Source organism: Pseudoalteromonas sp. MMG024, from assembly GCF_021654175.1.
GTDB lineage: Bacteria > Pseudomonadota > Gammaproteobacteria > Enterobacterales > Alteromonadaceae > Pseudoalteromonas.
Genome location: NZ_JAKFZO010000002.1, coordinates 118,275 through 133,947 on the forward strand (window position 1 = coordinate 118,275; position 15,673 = coordinate 133,947).

The window sequence follows — 15,673 nt, forward strand, 5'->3', positions numbered from 1 at the left end:
TTTACTTACGCGCTTGCTTTGGTGTTATGCCAAAACGCGATTTATATGCTTGGGTAAAATAAGACTGGCTTGAAAAACCCGCTTCGATAGCAATATCAATTACGCGCATCTGACTGGTGTGCAATAAATGTGCTGCATATTTAAGACGGCGTTCATTGAACCAGGCACGCGGTGATGTGTGATAAATTTGATTAAATGCCGATTTAAATGCAGTAAGCGACATGCCAATTTCTTTAGCAAACTGCTCTAACGACCAGTCTTTTAAATAGTGCTGTTCAACAAATTCTCTAAAGCGTTCTGTTGCAGGGTCACAACTTTCCACCAGTAAATTAACTAAACAGCTACCTTGTGGCTTATTTATTTGCAGTAGCAACAATTCTTCGACTTTAAGCGATGTCAGGCTAGGGACTTGTGAATCACTTAAAAGCTGATCTAGCCCAGTCATCGCCATACGCGTTAAATCACAGCCGCAGAATGTTAGTGGTGCTGAACTATCGTGATGCTTGCCTAACTTTGCGCCAGTTACTAACGCTTGATAGCGTTGTTTAAAATTTACAAGCCATGTTTGTTCAAGTGACAAACATAAAATAACGGTATCACGGGTACTATTAAGGTTTTCAAAGTGACAAAAGCCATCTTTTACAAGCAATAAACTGCTCGGTGCATAAGCACTTAAATTGTTTACACCAGCCGTACCTGTGACCACCATTAACAGTGTCAAGGGGGCCTTAAACGCGACAGAATATTCTATACCTGCTGGCAAAGTTAATCGAAATGCAGTCCCATATTCAAACGCCAAATTATTCATAAACGCTTGTTCTAAATTCGTATTTTCAAGCGTAGCTAATTGTGTTTGCATAATGCTTCCCTCAAATTTAGGCCGAAAAAACCCGCGATGTCGAAACACCGTTATTAAAAAAACGTGGAGTTAGGCAGGTATTAACCTGCCTGTAAGTTAGATGTTGTTACCCATATTGCGCGCTGTGCTTGGCTCTTGTGAAAAGAGCTCCTTTGCCAGGCTCAATAATGCAGCTTGAATATCATTCAAAGTGCCTTCCCAGTTTTGCGCACGTTGTTGCAACGCAGCCGCTTGTTGCGCAGTCGCATCGTTTTCAGTTTGCTCTGCTTTAGACTTTTCTTGAATTTCAGTGACTTTATTGTTCTGATTTGCCGCTTCAGCACTAGCAAAACCCGCACTACCGCCAGACCCTGTTGTGACCAGTGATGACACGGCAGCGCCCGCTTGTGCTCCGGCAAATTTTGTTGCACCGGCACCCGCAACACCACCCAAAACGGCACCACCAATATTTATAGCTGCTGCGATACGTTGTTGGTGCACGGCTTCATCACCTTTGTCTTTCGCATCTTTTGCTTCAGAGCGAATGGTCTCTGCTGAGTCGCGTTTTACTTCAACTTGTGTTTCCATTTGTTGAATAATCACTTCCGCGCGATTTTCAGCCGCTTCACGCAAAGATTGTACTAATTGCAAAAACAATTGAGCCATCTTTGTTGCACTGTTTGCAGATGCGGTTAAATCAAATGCGAGCGTTTCTGCATTTTTAACCACGTCGCTATCCAAACTTAAAGGTTCATAACGTTGCGCCGCATCATTAGCATTCACACCACAGTTGTGCTGCGCTTTATCCAAGTTGTTTTCACCAGAAACGACTTGTGGTTGCATCGTATTAATGCGTGGACCATCGAGTACTAAACCATTCATGATAATTTTCCTTAAATTGGTGCTCGTGCGTTGTTTAGCACTGTAAGCGATGCTTGCATTTCATTTTTTGCTGCATCAGATAAAATACTTGCAATATCAACCACTGTGCCTGACTGAGATTGAATGAAGGCGATAAAGCGTTGTAAAATTGACTCAAGTTTTGATACTAGCGCTTCATTCTCAACTAATTCGCTTTCAAGTAACTGCACTTGCAGATTTACTTTATTAAGCGCTTCTTGAATATCAGCTTGCTCTGCACTAATAACGCCGCTACCGGTTTGTGCTCCCATAGAAGCTGCGCTTGATGCCCACGTTGTGCGTCCCATTGCAGTTCTTATCATGTCGTCACTTTGCTTTTTGATCATGGTTTCACAGAGGTTTTTCGCAGCGCGTTCAATCGCTTCTTCTGCTACCTCTTCCGCTACATTTTGTGAGATTTCCTTTACAACCGCTTTGGCTGCTTGTTCAACAACTTCTTCAGCCGCTTCACTTGCAGCTTCTTTCGCAGCCGCCTTTACCCCTTCTTTTACAGCTACTTCTGTCGCTTCTTTTGCGGCTTCTTTACCTGCTGCCGCACCTGCCATTGCACCTGATGCCGCGCCATATGTTAGTAATCCAACACCAATAACCGTGAGCGCAATAGCGGTATAACTTAATATTTCTGCAGCTTTATCTTCTCCTAATGCCAAGCATATTTGTGCAGCCACTTCACACATACCCGCAGCAGTCAATGCAACACCAGCTGCAATTAAATTAGGTTGTCCAGAAAGTACTCCCGCGGCTAACGAGCACATGCCTCCAATAGTGGTCGCGATCGCTGTTACAAAACCAAATACTTTGCCAAAAATACCCGCTTGTTTTGCTTTTTTACGCGCTTTTTCCGCTTTTTCAATTTGATCTAAACGGTTGTCTTCTTGCTCATTAAGCTTGTCGATTTGTTCATTCATTAAATCTTCTTGCTCTGCTTGAACACGCTCAAGTTCCGCTTTATTCGCTGCAATGGTCGAGTCTTTAATCTCTTTGATTTTTCCCAACACAATAAACATGGTGGCAATACCACTTAACGTGGTGTCGCTATCGGGCTCTGCAATACTTGGATTACCCGATTCGTTCGATGCACTGGTTACCCCAGAGGCATCAGATGGGTTAATCCCACTAAAGCTTTTCATTACCGCAGACATTCCTTCTTGGAAAATCTGAGTAAATGCCGTATTGCCAACTCCTAGGCTATTTACTGACATCAGTTTGCTCCTGTTTCTTTTTACGTTTTTCAACGATGGATAGTAACCCTTGTGCTTTAGTTGCAAGTTCGCTGTATTCATCACGCCCTTCACAACGCACAAGCGTACCGGTAAACCCTGCTTCTGCGCGCTCTAAATCACCCAATGCTAAATGGCATTCGCCTGAATGGAATGCAAGCTTTGGTTCCTCAGCATCAATTAACGTCGCCATGCTGTAGGTTTCAGCCGCTTCTTCATATTTACCTTGAGCTTGGCGTGTCGCCCCAAGACCGATTTGGTACTTTACGTTTAGGTGGTCACATAACACCAACATTTTGAATACTTGCTCTGCCTCGCTCATGCGATTGGTTTGATACAAGTTAAACGCAACGGCATATAAGCTTTCCATTTGCTCTTTACTTAAATCCACCAGCTCATGCATTAAACCGCCTTTACCAATAAACGTTTCAAGCTGTTCCTTTTTAACTAGACTTGGGTCAATCTGTGCCATAGTGTTTTCACTCCTCAGAATTTAAATGTAATGCGTATGTCGCGGTAATTTTTTAGGTTTGCTGACAGTAACTTCTTTGCTGGTTTGATTAAGCACTTTACTCACCATTTTCTTAACATCGCTGTGCTGCGTTTTGCCTTTTTCGCGTTCTTTTTTACAGCGCGCTTTGAACTGCTCAAATGTCATGCCTAGCTTTTGAGCTAGCTCCTCTTCTAAGCGACGCGTTTCACGTAAACGTGCATTCACATTCGCGGTTACAGCTTGTAATCTGCGTTGTTGTAGTAATTTGTCAGGATCAGACATGGTGAACACCTTTATTACTGCCTTTTGACTTTATGTGTTCAGTATAAGAAGTGAAATATCAATAAATATGGAGAATTGTTTCTTAATTGTGGTTTTTACGATTAAACCTAACTTATTGAATATAATAAAATTAATGTCATTACCAAGCACTGGATTAAGAATATGCAGAGATTGTGCAAATTGCTTCATTGAGATTTTGCACATTGTGTTATTTTTACGCCAACAATGTGCAAATTTACAAAAATACCTGACTAGTCTGTAAGCTGTTTAATACTGCCGTAAAAATCTTCTGCGTATTGCGACATAGCGGTAATAACAGAAGTGTACTGTTCATTTGATGATTGAAAATCAGTACTTAAGGTTTCCGTTTGCGTGGTTTTTTCTTTTACGGTATTGCGAAGAGCTTCAAGTGCATTTGAAATATCGTTTTCCTGAAACGTCATTAGGTATTGTGTCGTATTTAATGTTGTTGTACCGAAGCGATATGTACCGATACTACTTGTGGTGCTGCCACTGATGTTTTCCCAATAAATATAATCATTATTGGCTTCTTGTAACAAGGTAACCCGCTCAGCATCACTCAGTTCTGGTGTTTGCTCTTTCAATAACTTGAAAAACTCATCGCCACCAAATACCGCAGCAAATGAGTTGTAGGTAATTTCACCGTCTTCTTCAAAAGTGGTACTTTCACCTAATGCTGCCGAAATGTAATTCAGCTGCTCTAACAGCTCATTAATTTGTTCAATGTCGTCTTGTAGCTTCTCGATCATTAGGGTATGAACTTCGTAGCCAACCTCTGCGTATTCCAGAGTCTCTCCTTTAAACACAATAGACCCTGCAGAGGTTAATGATAAATCTCCATCATTAATAAAGGTTTGTATTTCACTTGACGTATATTCCACCCCTTTAATTTGATAGCGCACTGCGTCACTGGTTTCACCCAATGATGCCAAAATACTCCAAGGGTCAATATTTTCATCTACCACTTTTAGTTCATCGGCATCCAGAGTTTCAGTCTTCCGTTCACCCTCTTCAAAAACCGTGGTTGTAACAGAAGCATTAGCAAATGCACCAAATTGCCAGTATGGATCTGCCATGGTTACCCTCCTGTTAGCAGACTTTTCGCTGCATCAAAGTAAGTGCTGTAATAATTCGACATGGCTTCCATTAAGCTGTTGTACTGTGAGGTATTACTTTGTAGGTCAGTACCTAATTGTTCAACCTGAGTCGTGCGTTCTTTTACTTTGTTATTTAACACTTCAATGGCATTGGTAATGTCATTTGTTTGAAAAGCAACTCTTGAGGTCACACTCATTACAACTGTACCAAAATCATAATAGGTATCGCTGTCAGAAGGCCAAACTTGGCCTATTTCAGCCCACTCTCTGTAATTATAATCACAAGCAACAATAAACCTAGCAAGGTTATAACTCGTCTCGCCAGGTAATTCATTTTGTAAATCATCCCAAAATTCACCACTGCGACTATCTAAATCAATCTTTTCCTCACCTTTATCTTTAATATCAGAATTTAGCAACAAAACATTTTCGAGCTTTTGCATATCAATAATTAGCTCATTGATTTCATTGATTTCTTCTTGTATTTTTTCAATAAGCAGTGTGTGAACTTCATAGCCTACTTGGTCAGTCTCAAGCTGCGTGTTATTAAAGGTGATATACCCTGACGACGTGATATCTAAATTGCCATTATCTATAAAGGTCTGAATCTCGTCACTGGTATAAAGTGTGCCATTTATTTGATATTGCACGGCATCAGCAGCATCATCGAGTGCTGATAAAACTTCCCATGGATCGATATTGGCATCGGCATCTTTTAAGTTGGTAATTGATAGCTCTTTGCTTACACGTTCACCATCTTCAAATATATCTGTCGTTACTTTTTCATTTGCATGATAACCAAATTGCCAATAGGCATCGTCAGTTGAAATACCGCTCATTTCTTTGTTCCTTTATCAGCCAAGATAATCACTCTAACAAATAATTTTGCAAAAAATATGCAGCAATGTACGTGCGCACTCAGATTTGACGCCAAGTAAAAAGTTTACACCCGAATTATAAAAATGAAGCTGCGCAGGTATTTCAACGCACGTGATGCTTAATTAAATTCAGTTTTTATGGCTACGACTTTCAGCTGACCCAATATATAAAATTTTGCGCCTTCCTCTACAAACTTATGTTTTTAAACCGTGAGACTCTAAGCACCGTGGAGGAGATATGTTAATTAACGATTTTATAAAACAGCTTGCTAATGAACTAAACATTGATATTAGTCAAAGTGAACAAGGATTTGCGAGCGTGAGTCTGGATGATATTTTGGTCGATATCCAAAGCTACAAAGATACACTGGTATTTTATAGTTACATCGATCACTTCAGTGAACAGGCTTATGAACAAGAACAACAGCTAAAACAAGCAATGAGTTGGACTTACGGCTGGCAAAAAAGCGAATCAAGCATCGCACAATTGTCGGAACGCTTCGCCATACAAACTACTCAACCGCTATCTCTCTCATTTGAGCAGTTACTTGAATTATTGAACAGCCATTGCCAATTAGTGGCGCAAATTCAACAACTCGAACTTCAACCAATTCAACACAGCCAACAGCATGCGTATATTTTACCTTAGATTATTGTTTATCAGCTTTTTACTGCTGCCATTTGGTGTGCTGAGTAAAGCCGCACTTACAAAACAGCCATTTGAATACTATGGTGAAGGCGACTCATTGAGAAAGGTATTGACTGCGCTTGCTTCAAACGCTGATATTAGTGTAAATGTCTCTTCCACCATTGATGAAAAGTTTAATGGTCATTTACGTTACGCTTCAAGCCTTAAAGCGCTAGATTACCTGGCTAGCGCATACGATTTAATTTGGTATTTTGATGGTGCAACACTGCACATAAATCGCAGTGCTGAAAGGCAAAGTCAGATGATCCGCTTAGAGTTACTGTCAACTAATCAACTCAAGCAAACAATGCAAGATTTAAAGCTGTGGGACCCGCGCTTCGAATGGCGCACCATACAACATACCAATATGATTATGGTATCTGGTCCACCGCGTTATATCGAATTAATCAATGAAACCGTAGCCTTATTGCAAGACAGTTCAGATTCCGGCTTTGTTGATCCACTTGTGATCCGCATTTTCAAACTTAATCATGCCAGTGCCATCGATCGGGAGTTTGAAGTGCGCGGTGAGGAAGTAATTATTCCTGGTATAGCTTCACTGTTGGCGAATATGATTAATGGCGAAAGTCGCGGCCAAAGTGGTAATGTGCAAATGCAAGACATCGATGGCTCATCGAGCGAACAATCAGCAACCAGTAATGCCCATACACAAGTAAGCATACAGGCTGACGCCAGTTTGAATGCGGTAATCATTCAAGATTATCGTTCACGTATCGATATGTATGCGCAACTCATTGAACAACTCGATACACCGCGCGAGCAACTTGAAATTAGCCTAGTGATTATCGATTTAACTATGAACTCATTGTCTGAAATTGGCATTGATTGGGCGACTAAGCAAATAAAAATAGGCGAAGGTTTGGTTGACTTAATCTTACCAGGTGCCGGGGCCACTGATGCTGAAACACTGACGACAACGAATGCTGATTTTTTAGCAACAGTGAGCTTACTCGAAACACAAGGCCGAGCACGCGTTACCTCACGCCCCGCCATTGTCACTGAAAATGGCCTGCAAGCATTACTTGATAATAACGAATCGTTTTTTGTTCGCGTTGAAGGTGAACGGGTCGCAGAGCTTGAAGAAATCACTTACGGCACTTTGTTACAGGTGACACCTCGCATAATTCAAACAGCTGTGCCACGTCAAATATACCTTGATGTTAACATTCAAGACGGAGCGCGTATTGATGATGGCGGCCCTGACTCACTGCCATCAATCAAGAACACCCAAATTACAACACGTGCCCAAGTACCTGAAGGGGCAAGCTTACTAATTGGCGGTTATTCACGAGAGTCAAATAGCTCAGGTGTCGGTAAAGTGCCTGGTGTTGGGGATATCCCAATGCTCGGAAAGCTTTTTCAAAACAATACCAGCAATTCACAACAAATGGTGCGTTTATTTATGATAAGCCCGAAAGTGATGGAAACGCATACCGTTCCTGATGGCACACAAGAAATTGATTATGAGTTACTGCCCGAAAACAAACGCATTAAACAGTTGATGCGCTTAAGTAACAATAATGGTCATATTTTTAGTCTGGTTAACCGTTTGCCATGTGAATCTGCGATTGAAGCACGTGTACGCCGTAATCACTATCAAAAAAAACAATACGGTACGACTATTCGCAGCTGCCGAGACCTTGATGGTTACCAAGGTTATCAAGTGACACTCAATAACTGCCCAACAACCGCAACTGAGCCGGAGTGTGCGCTGTGAAAGAATGGAAATTACTAATTCTCAACACCGCATACAAGGGTGCTGAAATCAACTTTACGCATTCTCAGCGCTTGGGTAGTGATGAAAACAGCATGGATTTAGTGCTCAACGACAGTGATATTCCCCCGCATTTACTGAGCCTAAACTGCCAAGATGACGCTGTGTATTGTGAGCCTTTTGCGCAAACTGTGGGCGTAAAGGTGCAAGGTGTGCTCCATGATAATACGCTCGCTTTACCCACACTGACTCCAATCAATGTGGGGGAATTATGGTTTATGATTGGCGAGGTTAACGAGCCTTGGCCTAAAAAATTACCCGTATTTGATAAACCATCGGTAAATCAAAGTAAATCTGAACAGCCCGTCAAGATGAATAAAACCTACAAGCACCTGTCAAATTTGATTTGGCTTGCGGTACTTGGCACCATTACAGCTGCGGTATTGCTGTTTTTAGATATAAAAGCAGAAACTGGTCAAGAAGTAGATACTGAAAAACTCAATTTATCGATTGCTAAAGATCTGCTTCAAACCGACAGTCGCCCTCACCTAATAATTGATTGGGACGAAGTCGATCAGAAAATCAGCCTCTCTGGCTATGTCGATAGCAAACTTGAACGTAAAAAGCTATTGAAGCAAGCAGAAAAACTTAATATTCGCTTTACCAGTGATATTCGTACCATGGAAGAAATTAAGTTTGCAGCACGGTTTATTTTGAAAAACCTTGAGCTTGATGCCATTGAAATGCGTTCAGGTGATCTTGCAGGCAGTCTTGTATTTGTTACTGACTCAAATAACTTAAATGCTTGGAGTCGCGCCGAACAGGTATTACAGCGTGATATTCCTGGTTTAACTGCGTTTGACCTTGAGATTCTTGAAGATAAACCCGCGCTTGAACAGTTAAATGAACTGCTGGTCAATTCCAGCTTTAATGATAAGATTATTGTTGAAGATCGCGGCGATATCATCGAACTTGTAGGCCAACTAAGCGGTTCTCAATTGCGCGAGTTTGATCAATTAAAAAAGCAGTTTGCCACCAAGTTTGGTAATAACCCGCGATTAATTCTATCTACACCAATGATCAAACAAGACGATAGCCCAAACTTAAGCTTACGATTTCGTACCGTTAATCTTGGAAAAGTCCCTTATATTGTGCTTGATAACGGCGAACGCTATTTTGAAGGTGCCCGTTTACCTAATGGTGCGCGTTTAAAATCAATTAGCAGTGAAGGGGTTTTTCTTGAGTCCGGAAACAAAAGTTACATGATAAATTTTAGCCGCACTATTTAAGGAATAAACTATGACTCTCATTGAAAAAATCAAAAACCAAGAACAACGCCAAGCGTTAACTAATCATTTGGAAGCACTAAAGTCAGCTCACGTCGCTACGCTTGCCAAAGGATTACCACCTCAGAAATTTAAGCAAACAGAGGCATGGATTAAAGCGTTAAACGCCTCACTTAAAATAGTTAAAAGTCCAAAATTACAAGTTTTAAACCCGTAATCTAAACCTCCTAGTTAATAGGTAATTTATAGTGTTATGGCACTATATTTTTTAAAGAGGATTTATCATGGCTTTAACCCATGCAGGTTACGACGTAACTAAAGGTAATTTAAGTACAGTATCAACAGAGTTAAAAACAGTCGCGGATTCAACCGCAGGTACACTTGATTCAGCACTCACTGACTTAAAGGCAGATCCAAACAACCCAGCTAAACTTGCGAACTTTCAAGCATCAGTAAATGAATACTCTGTAGTAATGAGTCTTGTTGCCACAGTGCAAAAATCAATTAAAGATGCCATGTCAACGATAGTACAGAAGATGGGCTAATGGATATTCAAGATATCAAGCTATTGGCAGATATCGGTGTGTTAGGCTCAAATTCGGGCCTAACGCGTGAAGCTGAACATATATTTGCAGCATTACGATTATCGAAATCGGGCGAACAAATAGCGGTAACTACCACCGCGTTGAACTTATTCAATCGAGCACGATTTCCAGAAGCAGCCCAAACACTATCTAAATGGTGTGAAAATAAAACACCATCGATACCCCACGCATTATTAGCAATGGTGTATTGGACATGGGGATTTAACGTAAATGCAGAAGCCTATGCGCGTGATGTGTTATCGCAAGCATCGGAGCCAGAGGCACATGCACTTGCTAAAGAAGTACTTGATGGTATGGGAGTAACTTACTGATGGACGCTATTAACCAAATCACCGCTGTTTCAATGGACTCATTGCAAGGACAGCAAGATTATACGTTACCTACGGCTCCTTCTATGGCAGAGATGGAAGGCTTAAGCGCACAATTTTTAGACGCATTAGGCGAAATGAAAGCTGAAGTGTCTTCGCGCGCGGATAATGTTGAGCTTAGCTTAAGTAACTTAACGGATTTATCACCTCAAAAGCTGCTCCAAGTACAAATGGAACTGATGCAAGTAACGTTGCAGCAAGAGCTGATAAGTAAAGGCGTAACCAAAACAACACAAAATGTTGAATCATTAATCAAGGCGCAATAATTAATGAATAGGTTTATATCAGTGTTACTTGCTTGCCTTGTACTAACAGGGTGTAAAGTCGACCTTTACTCAGGCCTTGATGAAAAGCAGGGAAACGAGATGCTTGCATTATTGTTAGTTGAAGGCGTAGATGCGGAAAAAATTGCCGACAAAAAAGGCACAGTTAAGCTGCGTGTTGATAAAAACCAATTATCGAACGCCATTGAAATCCTCTCTCGTAACTCTTATCCGCGAGATAAATTTGCCACATTAAGCGATGTTTTTCCTGAAGGTGGACTGATTTCTACTCCTACTGAAGAATCAGCTCGTTACAATTACGCAGTGTCGCAAGACTTAGCAGCCACGGTGTCCAATATCGATGGTGTGTTAACGGCGCGCGTTCATTTGGTATTACCAGAACAAGATGGCAACAAAAAAGCCAAATCAGACACCAATCTGGCCAAAGCCTCAGTATTTATTAAGCATTCCAGCAATATCAGCCTGGATGCCTATATTCCACAGATTAAACAAATGGTTGCTAATTCGGTGGGCGGATTAAAATACGAAAACATCGCGGTAATTTTATTCCCTAGTGTTGCAACATTTAACCCCATAGCAAAAACCAGTACCGATGTAAGTCTTGGTATTATTCAACAGTTCAAAGATTTAGGTCCTTGGTTAATTGCCGCTGCCGTACTGTTAATTATTGGCTTACGCTTTGAAAAGCTAAGTGGCACAGCGAAAGAAATCTACGAACGACAGCAGCGAAATGGTTAATCAAAAACATCACTTTGCTGCGATGCTTGAAAGTCAGCATGCTGACGCGATCATCGCTAAACTGTATCAACCATTACGCTGGTTACACCCACAATGGATTGAAAAGGTGATACCTGCTGACTTTCCCATTGATCATCAGTGTATTAAAACGAACCAGTTTCTCGCGGAACAATTAAGCATTCCCGGCACGTTTGACACAGAGCTTAGCTCGCCGTTATCTAAGTTTTTGTTACTTGAACGTGAATTGATCACGCAAGTGATTGGTGTGTTGGGCCTGTCATGTTTTCAACCGTCATTGAAAAAGTTGATAAGCAAACAGATTAAACACTCGATAGATCAACAAATTGGCTGTAACGCATGCCAAATTGTGACACAAAAAATCCCTTTTATGTTAAGCGACTTTCCAAAAGAGTTGCTGGTTGAGGATATCACGTTGAATTCATCGACCAACTTACCCAATTTCATTGAAAAGGGGTTATCAGTGTTTAAGCAAATTTGTGACGACGAGAGTCATTTTCAATTACTGTGTTTTATTTTATCACCTGAGTATATGAGTAACGAAAAACAAATCGTCCGCTCAAAAGAAACGTGTCGTAAAACCATCTTACTTATTCGTAAATTAGCCATTGAGATAGACCCACCATGTTCAAATTTACTGAAATAAAAGCGGATAAGCTGCAATTGGTCAGTGGCGCTAAAGTGCTGAAAGCCGTTGATTATAATCATTACTTAGGTTCACAAGATGTCGTTGAAGCAGCTCAGAAAAAAGCAAATGATATTATTGCAAGCGCAGAGCGTGAATATAAGAATCAGCAGGCGCTTGGCTTTGCACACGGTATGGAACAAGCAAAACAACAACAAGCGCAGTTACTTTTACAAACAGTGGAGCAATGCCATCAGTATTTTGCTTCTCAAACACCACTAATTGCTGAACTGATTATGGCGGGCATGTCACAGCTTGTCAGTGAATTTGATGACACTGAACTTACCCTTGAAATGGCTAAAAAAGCGCTGAGTACAGTGACAAACCAGCGAAAAGTTACGTTACGTGTAAACCCGAACTTAGTAGACTCCGTAAAAGAAAAGCTCTCCGTTCTTTTGAAACAATTCCCTGAAACAAGCTATGTCGACGTTGTTGCAGATCAGCGAGTGGATGCTGGCGGCTGTTTACTAGAAACCCAAGTAGGCGTGATTGATGCGACCATTGAGAACCAAATTGCCGCAATTGAATCTCTGCTTTTAAGCGAAGATCACGTATAATCTGCCAATCTAACGGATATATTTAACACCTATGCTCAAACAAACAATTCTATTAATAGAGGATGACGAAGATCTCGGCGAAATCTTAATTCGTTTTATCGAGGCGTCTGGCTATCAAACAAAGTGGCTTAAAACCGGCGATACTGTAATGGATTATGTTAATAACAACATGCCAGATCTTATTTTAATGGATGTGATGTTACCCGGTGTCGATGGCGTGACCCTAACCAATCAAATTCGCCAATTTAGTGACGTGCCAATTATTATGGTGACCGCTAAAACGGACGAGATCAGCCGTTTAATAGGTTTGCAAACTGGTGTAGATGACTATGTTTGCAAGCCCTATTCTGGCCCCGAGCTGATGCTCAGAATTAAAGCAATATTGCGCAGGGTGAATACAACCCCCTCACCTACAACAGTTGAAACTCAGGTTTCTGCCATAAGTACTCAAAGCTTGCAACTCGATGAAGCACAGCTAAAAATCAGTTACGGTGAACAACAGCAGAAACTCACATTTGTTGAGTATAGTTTATTAAACTTACTAGTATCGCATCCTAACCGGATTTATAATCGCGAACAAATCATTGAATTAGTTTACGATTCGTACCGTGAAATAAGCGACCGTACGGTCGATAGCCATATTCGTAATGTGCGAAAAAAGTTATCGTTACTTGGGCTAGATTACGAAGCAATTGAATCAGTATATGGTGTGGGTTATCGCTATATCGAGAAAGCATCATGAAACATGCCCCATCCATACGTATAACTACCTTATTTATAGCCGCGCTTTTTATTGTTGTTTTGCCAGTTTCAGCAAACCAGTTGCTAAAGGAAATTACAAGTATTGCTGAAGTCCCCAATCAGCACACAAGCTTAAATAAACTGCGCAATACCGCAGAATTGGGATCAAATATAACTGCATTTACGGCCGCTACAGAAAGTATTCTCAAAGGTTATTTAAAACAAGGTGAATATGACGCGTTTAGCAAAGAAATAAGGTATGTAAAACAACATAGCCTTTGGTCTAGCACGCCAGAGTTACAGATAATTGTTTACATTGCCCTAGCTGACGAAGCTTATCGAAAAGGCGATGTGCAGTTGGCATCGGACATCCAAACTACCGCCATCACATTGGCGCAGAATCATAATTTCATCTCTCGAATGAGCGAAGTATATACACGTCAAGGCATCTTTTATCGCAATCTTGGTTTGTTGGACAAAGCCCTGGAATATTATGAACGAGCATTACCTTATGCAGAGCAAAGCGGTGATCCATTGCAAGCGTCAAGAATTACCATGAATAAAGGGGTTATTTATGAAGGGCAGAACAAATACAACGAAGCATTAGAGCTTTATAAGCAAGCATTACCAAGCATTGAAAGTGGTAACAACCCTATTTTACTTGCCGACATCTTGTTTAATATCACTGCGGTTTATATGCAACTGCACGAATTAGATTTGGCCTTAACGTTTTCTCAGCGCGTGTTAAAACTTGATGAAGCGTCTGGCGACATTAATAATATCATTTACTCTCTTAACCGCATTTCAAGTATTTATTTGTTACTTGGTGACAACGGTCAAGCACAAACCTATTTAAACCGCTCTATCGAATTGGCAGACAAAGGGAAAAATAAGCAGCAATTAGCAGTGGCGTTTATGCGAAAAGCACGTATCTTGATGAAACAAGGTAAACTAGACCAAGCGCTTGAAATTGCAAATAAAAGCGCCGATAACGCTTTAACAATCGATAACCCCATCACCAAGAATAACGTTATACCACCGCTTGCTGAACTTTACATATCGATTAATCAAAACCAAAAAGCGATAGAGCTTATTGAAATGCTGCCAGGTGATACGATTAGCCCAACATACATGGTTAGAAAGCAAAAAATTCTAGCAAAAGCGAATTACAACATAGAAAATTATCAGCAAGCCTACTCGCATCTAAAAATACTGCACAATACCGAGCAAGCACGCGCTGAAGAAAAATTGAAAGCATACCGGGATGAAATGAATTCAGAGCTTGCAAAATTCTCAGAACAATTAAATGTAAAAGAGTTAGAACTTGAAAATGAAAAGCAGCAAAGTGATCTTGAAGTAATGCAATATCGTCAATATTTCGGCATCACTTTAGCGTTAATTGTTTTTCTACTATTTAGCCTTTTGATTTACTCGCAAATTAAGAAAAAGCAGATGGCACAAGCGCAAGCTCGATTAAAAGAAGCTGCAATTGACCACAAAAACCAAATGCTTTCAGATATTTGCCACGAACTACGTACACCGTTTAGTGTACTAAAATTACAAATTGAGGCACTGCAATATAACTTAGAACCAGATACTGAACTCGCTCACAACCGTTTAAATGCAAAGATTGAGCAACTAAGTCACTTGGTGTCTGATATCGACCAACTATCGCAAGCTGATTCGATGGTACTAACCTTAAATAAGGTTAAAATTAACACACACAACTTACTTAATGCCATTATTACTGATAACCGTGTACTTATTGAAAAAGTAGGCCTTGAGCTTAAGCTTGATATTCAACTTGACGAGACACTTGATGTTGACCTTGATATCAACCGTATCCAACAGGTTTTCCATAACTTATTTAGTAATGCGATTCGCTACACATCAGTGCCTGGTTTTATTCGATTAAAAGCACGAAATGACCAGAATAATCTGTTTATTCAAGTAGACGACACTTCCCCAGGCGTATCGCTTGAGGATATCGAACACTTGTTCAATCGTCTCTATCGAGTTGAGAAGTCGCGAAGTCGTGCCACGGGTGGTTTAGGTTTAGGTTTATCTATTTGTAAAAGCTTAATTGAATTACACAACGGCCGCATTATTGCCAAACAAGGAAAAAGTGGCGGACTATGTATTCAAATTACACTGCCCTTACACTAAAATCGAGCTGGCCAACGCGCTACACATTAGCGCGCTTTGGCAAGCCCACTTT

General features: G+C 40.7%; 19 protein-coding genes. 12 read left to right on the forward strand and 7 right to left on the reverse strand.

Annotated elements, in window-relative coordinates:
• Position 1: 1 nt before the first annotated feature.
• The 7 genes from L1068_RS02335 to L1068_RS02365 form a co-directional block, all read right to left on the reverse strand.
• Positions 2–859 (reverse strand): AraC family transcriptional regulator, encoded by an 858-nt coding sequence (locus L1068_RS02335; RefSeq protein WP_237128888.1) that lies wholly within the window; start codon positions 857–859, stop codon positions 2–4.
• 96 nt (positions 860–955) lie between these two features.
• Positions 956–1,720 carry a hypothetical protein gene (locus L1068_RS02340; protein ID WP_237128889.1) on the reverse strand — a complete coding sequence of 255 codons (765 nt, stop codon included), beginning with the start codon at positions 1,718–1,720 and terminating at the stop codon, positions 956–958.
• 11 nt (positions 1,721–1,731) lie between these two features.
• Entirely contained in the window at positions 1,732–2,961 is a 1,230-nt protein-coding gene (gene sctE, locus L1068_RS02345) for a type III secretion system translocon subunit SctE (RefSeq protein ID WP_237128890.1), read from the reverse strand.
• Entirely contained in the window at positions 2,948–3,451 is a 504-nt protein-coding gene (locus L1068_RS02350; RefSeq protein ID WP_237128891.1) for a SycD/LcrH family type III secretion system chaperone, read from the reverse strand. Before L1068_RS02350 ends, sctE begins: the two co-directional genes overlap by 14 nt.
• 21 nt (positions 3,452–3,472) lie before the next feature.
• A complete protein-coding gene (locus L1068_RS02355) occupies positions 3,473–3,754 on the reverse strand; it encodes a hypothetical protein (protein ID WP_237128892.1) in 282 nt (93 codons plus the stop codon).
• 251 nt (positions 3,755–4,005) lie between these two features.
• Entirely contained in the window at positions 4,006–4,851 is an 846-nt protein-coding gene (locus L1068_RS02360; protein ID WP_237128893.1) for a hypothetical protein, read from the reverse strand.
• A gap of 2 nt (positions 4,852–4,853) precedes the next feature.
• On the reverse strand, positions 4,854–5,711 hold the full coding sequence (locus L1068_RS02365) for a hypothetical protein (protein ID WP_237128894.1): 858 nt from the start codon (positions 5,709–5,711) through the stop codon (positions 4,854–4,856).
• Between the two features lie 277 nt (positions 5,712–5,988).
• On the opposite strand from L1068_RS02365, the gene L1068_RS02370 reads away from it, so the two are divergent.
• From L1068_RS02370 to L1068_RS02425, 12 genes are all read left to right on the forward strand, one after another.
• The gene (locus tag L1068_RS02370) at positions 5,989–6,399 is read left to right on the forward strand and encodes a hypothetical protein (protein WP_237128895.1); all 411 of its coding nucleotides are present in this window, start codon (positions 5,989–5,991) and stop codon (positions 6,397–6,399) included.
• Positions 6,380–8,176, forward strand: coding sequence for a type III secretion system outer membrane ring subunit SctC (sctC, locus tag L1068_RS02375; RefSeq protein ID WP_237128896.1), 1,797 nt, complete (start codon positions 6,380–6,382; stop codon positions 8,174–8,176). The genes L1068_RS02370 and sctC overlap by 20 nt, the downstream gene beginning before the upstream one ends.
• Entirely contained in the window at positions 8,173–9,462 is a 1,290-nt protein-coding gene (gene sctD, locus L1068_RS02380) for a type III secretion system inner membrane ring subunit SctD (protein WP_237128897.1), read from the forward strand. The genes sctC and sctD overlap by 4 nt, the downstream gene beginning before the upstream one ends.
• A 10-nt stretch (positions 9,463–9,472) precedes the next feature.
• Complete coding sequence (locus L1068_RS02385) at positions 9,473–9,676, forward strand: hypothetical protein (RefSeq protein WP_237128898.1); 204 nt, start codon at positions 9,473–9,475, stop codon at positions 9,674–9,676.
• A gap of 67 nt (positions 9,677–9,743) precedes the next feature.
• Positions 9,744–10,004 carry a type III secretion system needle filament subunit SctF gene (sctF, locus tag L1068_RS02390; RefSeq protein ID WP_237128899.1) on the forward strand — a complete coding sequence of 87 codons (261 nt, stop codon included), beginning with the start codon at positions 9,744–9,746 and terminating at the stop codon, positions 10,002–10,004.
• Complete coding sequence (locus tag L1068_RS02395; protein WP_237128900.1) at positions 10,004–10,375, forward strand: hypothetical protein; 372 nt, start codon at positions 10,004–10,006, stop codon at positions 10,373–10,375. Before sctF ends, L1068_RS02395 begins: the two co-directional genes overlap by 1 nt.
• On the forward strand, positions 10,375–10,698 hold the full coding sequence (gene sctI / locus L1068_RS02400) for a type III secretion system inner rod subunit SctI (RefSeq protein WP_237128901.1): 324 nt from the start codon (positions 10,375–10,377) through the stop codon (positions 10,696–10,698). Before L1068_RS02395 ends, sctI begins: the two co-directional genes overlap by 1 nt.
• Before the next feature lie 3 nt (positions 10,699–10,701).
• Positions 10,702–11,454, forward strand: coding sequence for a type III secretion inner membrane ring lipoprotein SctJ (sctJ, locus tag L1068_RS02405; protein WP_237128902.1), 753 nt, complete (start codon positions 10,702–10,704; stop codon positions 11,452–11,454).
• Positions 11,447–12,118, forward strand: coding sequence for a SctK family type III secretion system sorting platform protein (locus L1068_RS02410; RefSeq protein ID WP_237128903.1), 672 nt, complete (start codon positions 11,447–11,449; stop codon positions 12,116–12,118). The genes sctJ and L1068_RS02410 overlap by 8 nt, the downstream gene beginning before the upstream one ends.
• Positions 12,097–12,714 (forward strand): HrpE/YscL family type III secretion apparatus protein, encoded by a 618-nt coding sequence (locus L1068_RS02415; RefSeq protein ID WP_237128904.1) that lies wholly within the window; start codon positions 12,097–12,099, stop codon positions 12,712–12,714. The genes L1068_RS02410 and L1068_RS02415 overlap by 22 nt, the downstream gene beginning before the upstream one ends.
• A 31-nt stretch (positions 12,715–12,745) precedes the next feature.
• The gene (locus L1068_RS02420; RefSeq protein WP_237128905.1) at positions 12,746–13,456 is read left to right on the forward strand and encodes a response regulator; all 711 of its coding nucleotides are present in this window, start codon (positions 12,746–12,748) and stop codon (positions 13,454–13,456) included.
• Positions 13,453–15,621 carry an ATP-binding protein gene (locus tag L1068_RS02425; RefSeq protein ID WP_237128906.1) on the forward strand — a complete coding sequence of 723 codons (2,169 nt, stop codon included), beginning with the start codon at positions 13,453–13,455 and terminating at the stop codon, positions 15,619–15,621. Before L1068_RS02420 ends, L1068_RS02425 begins: the two co-directional genes overlap by 4 nt.
• The last annotated feature ends 52 nt before the right edge of the window (positions 15,622–15,673 follow it).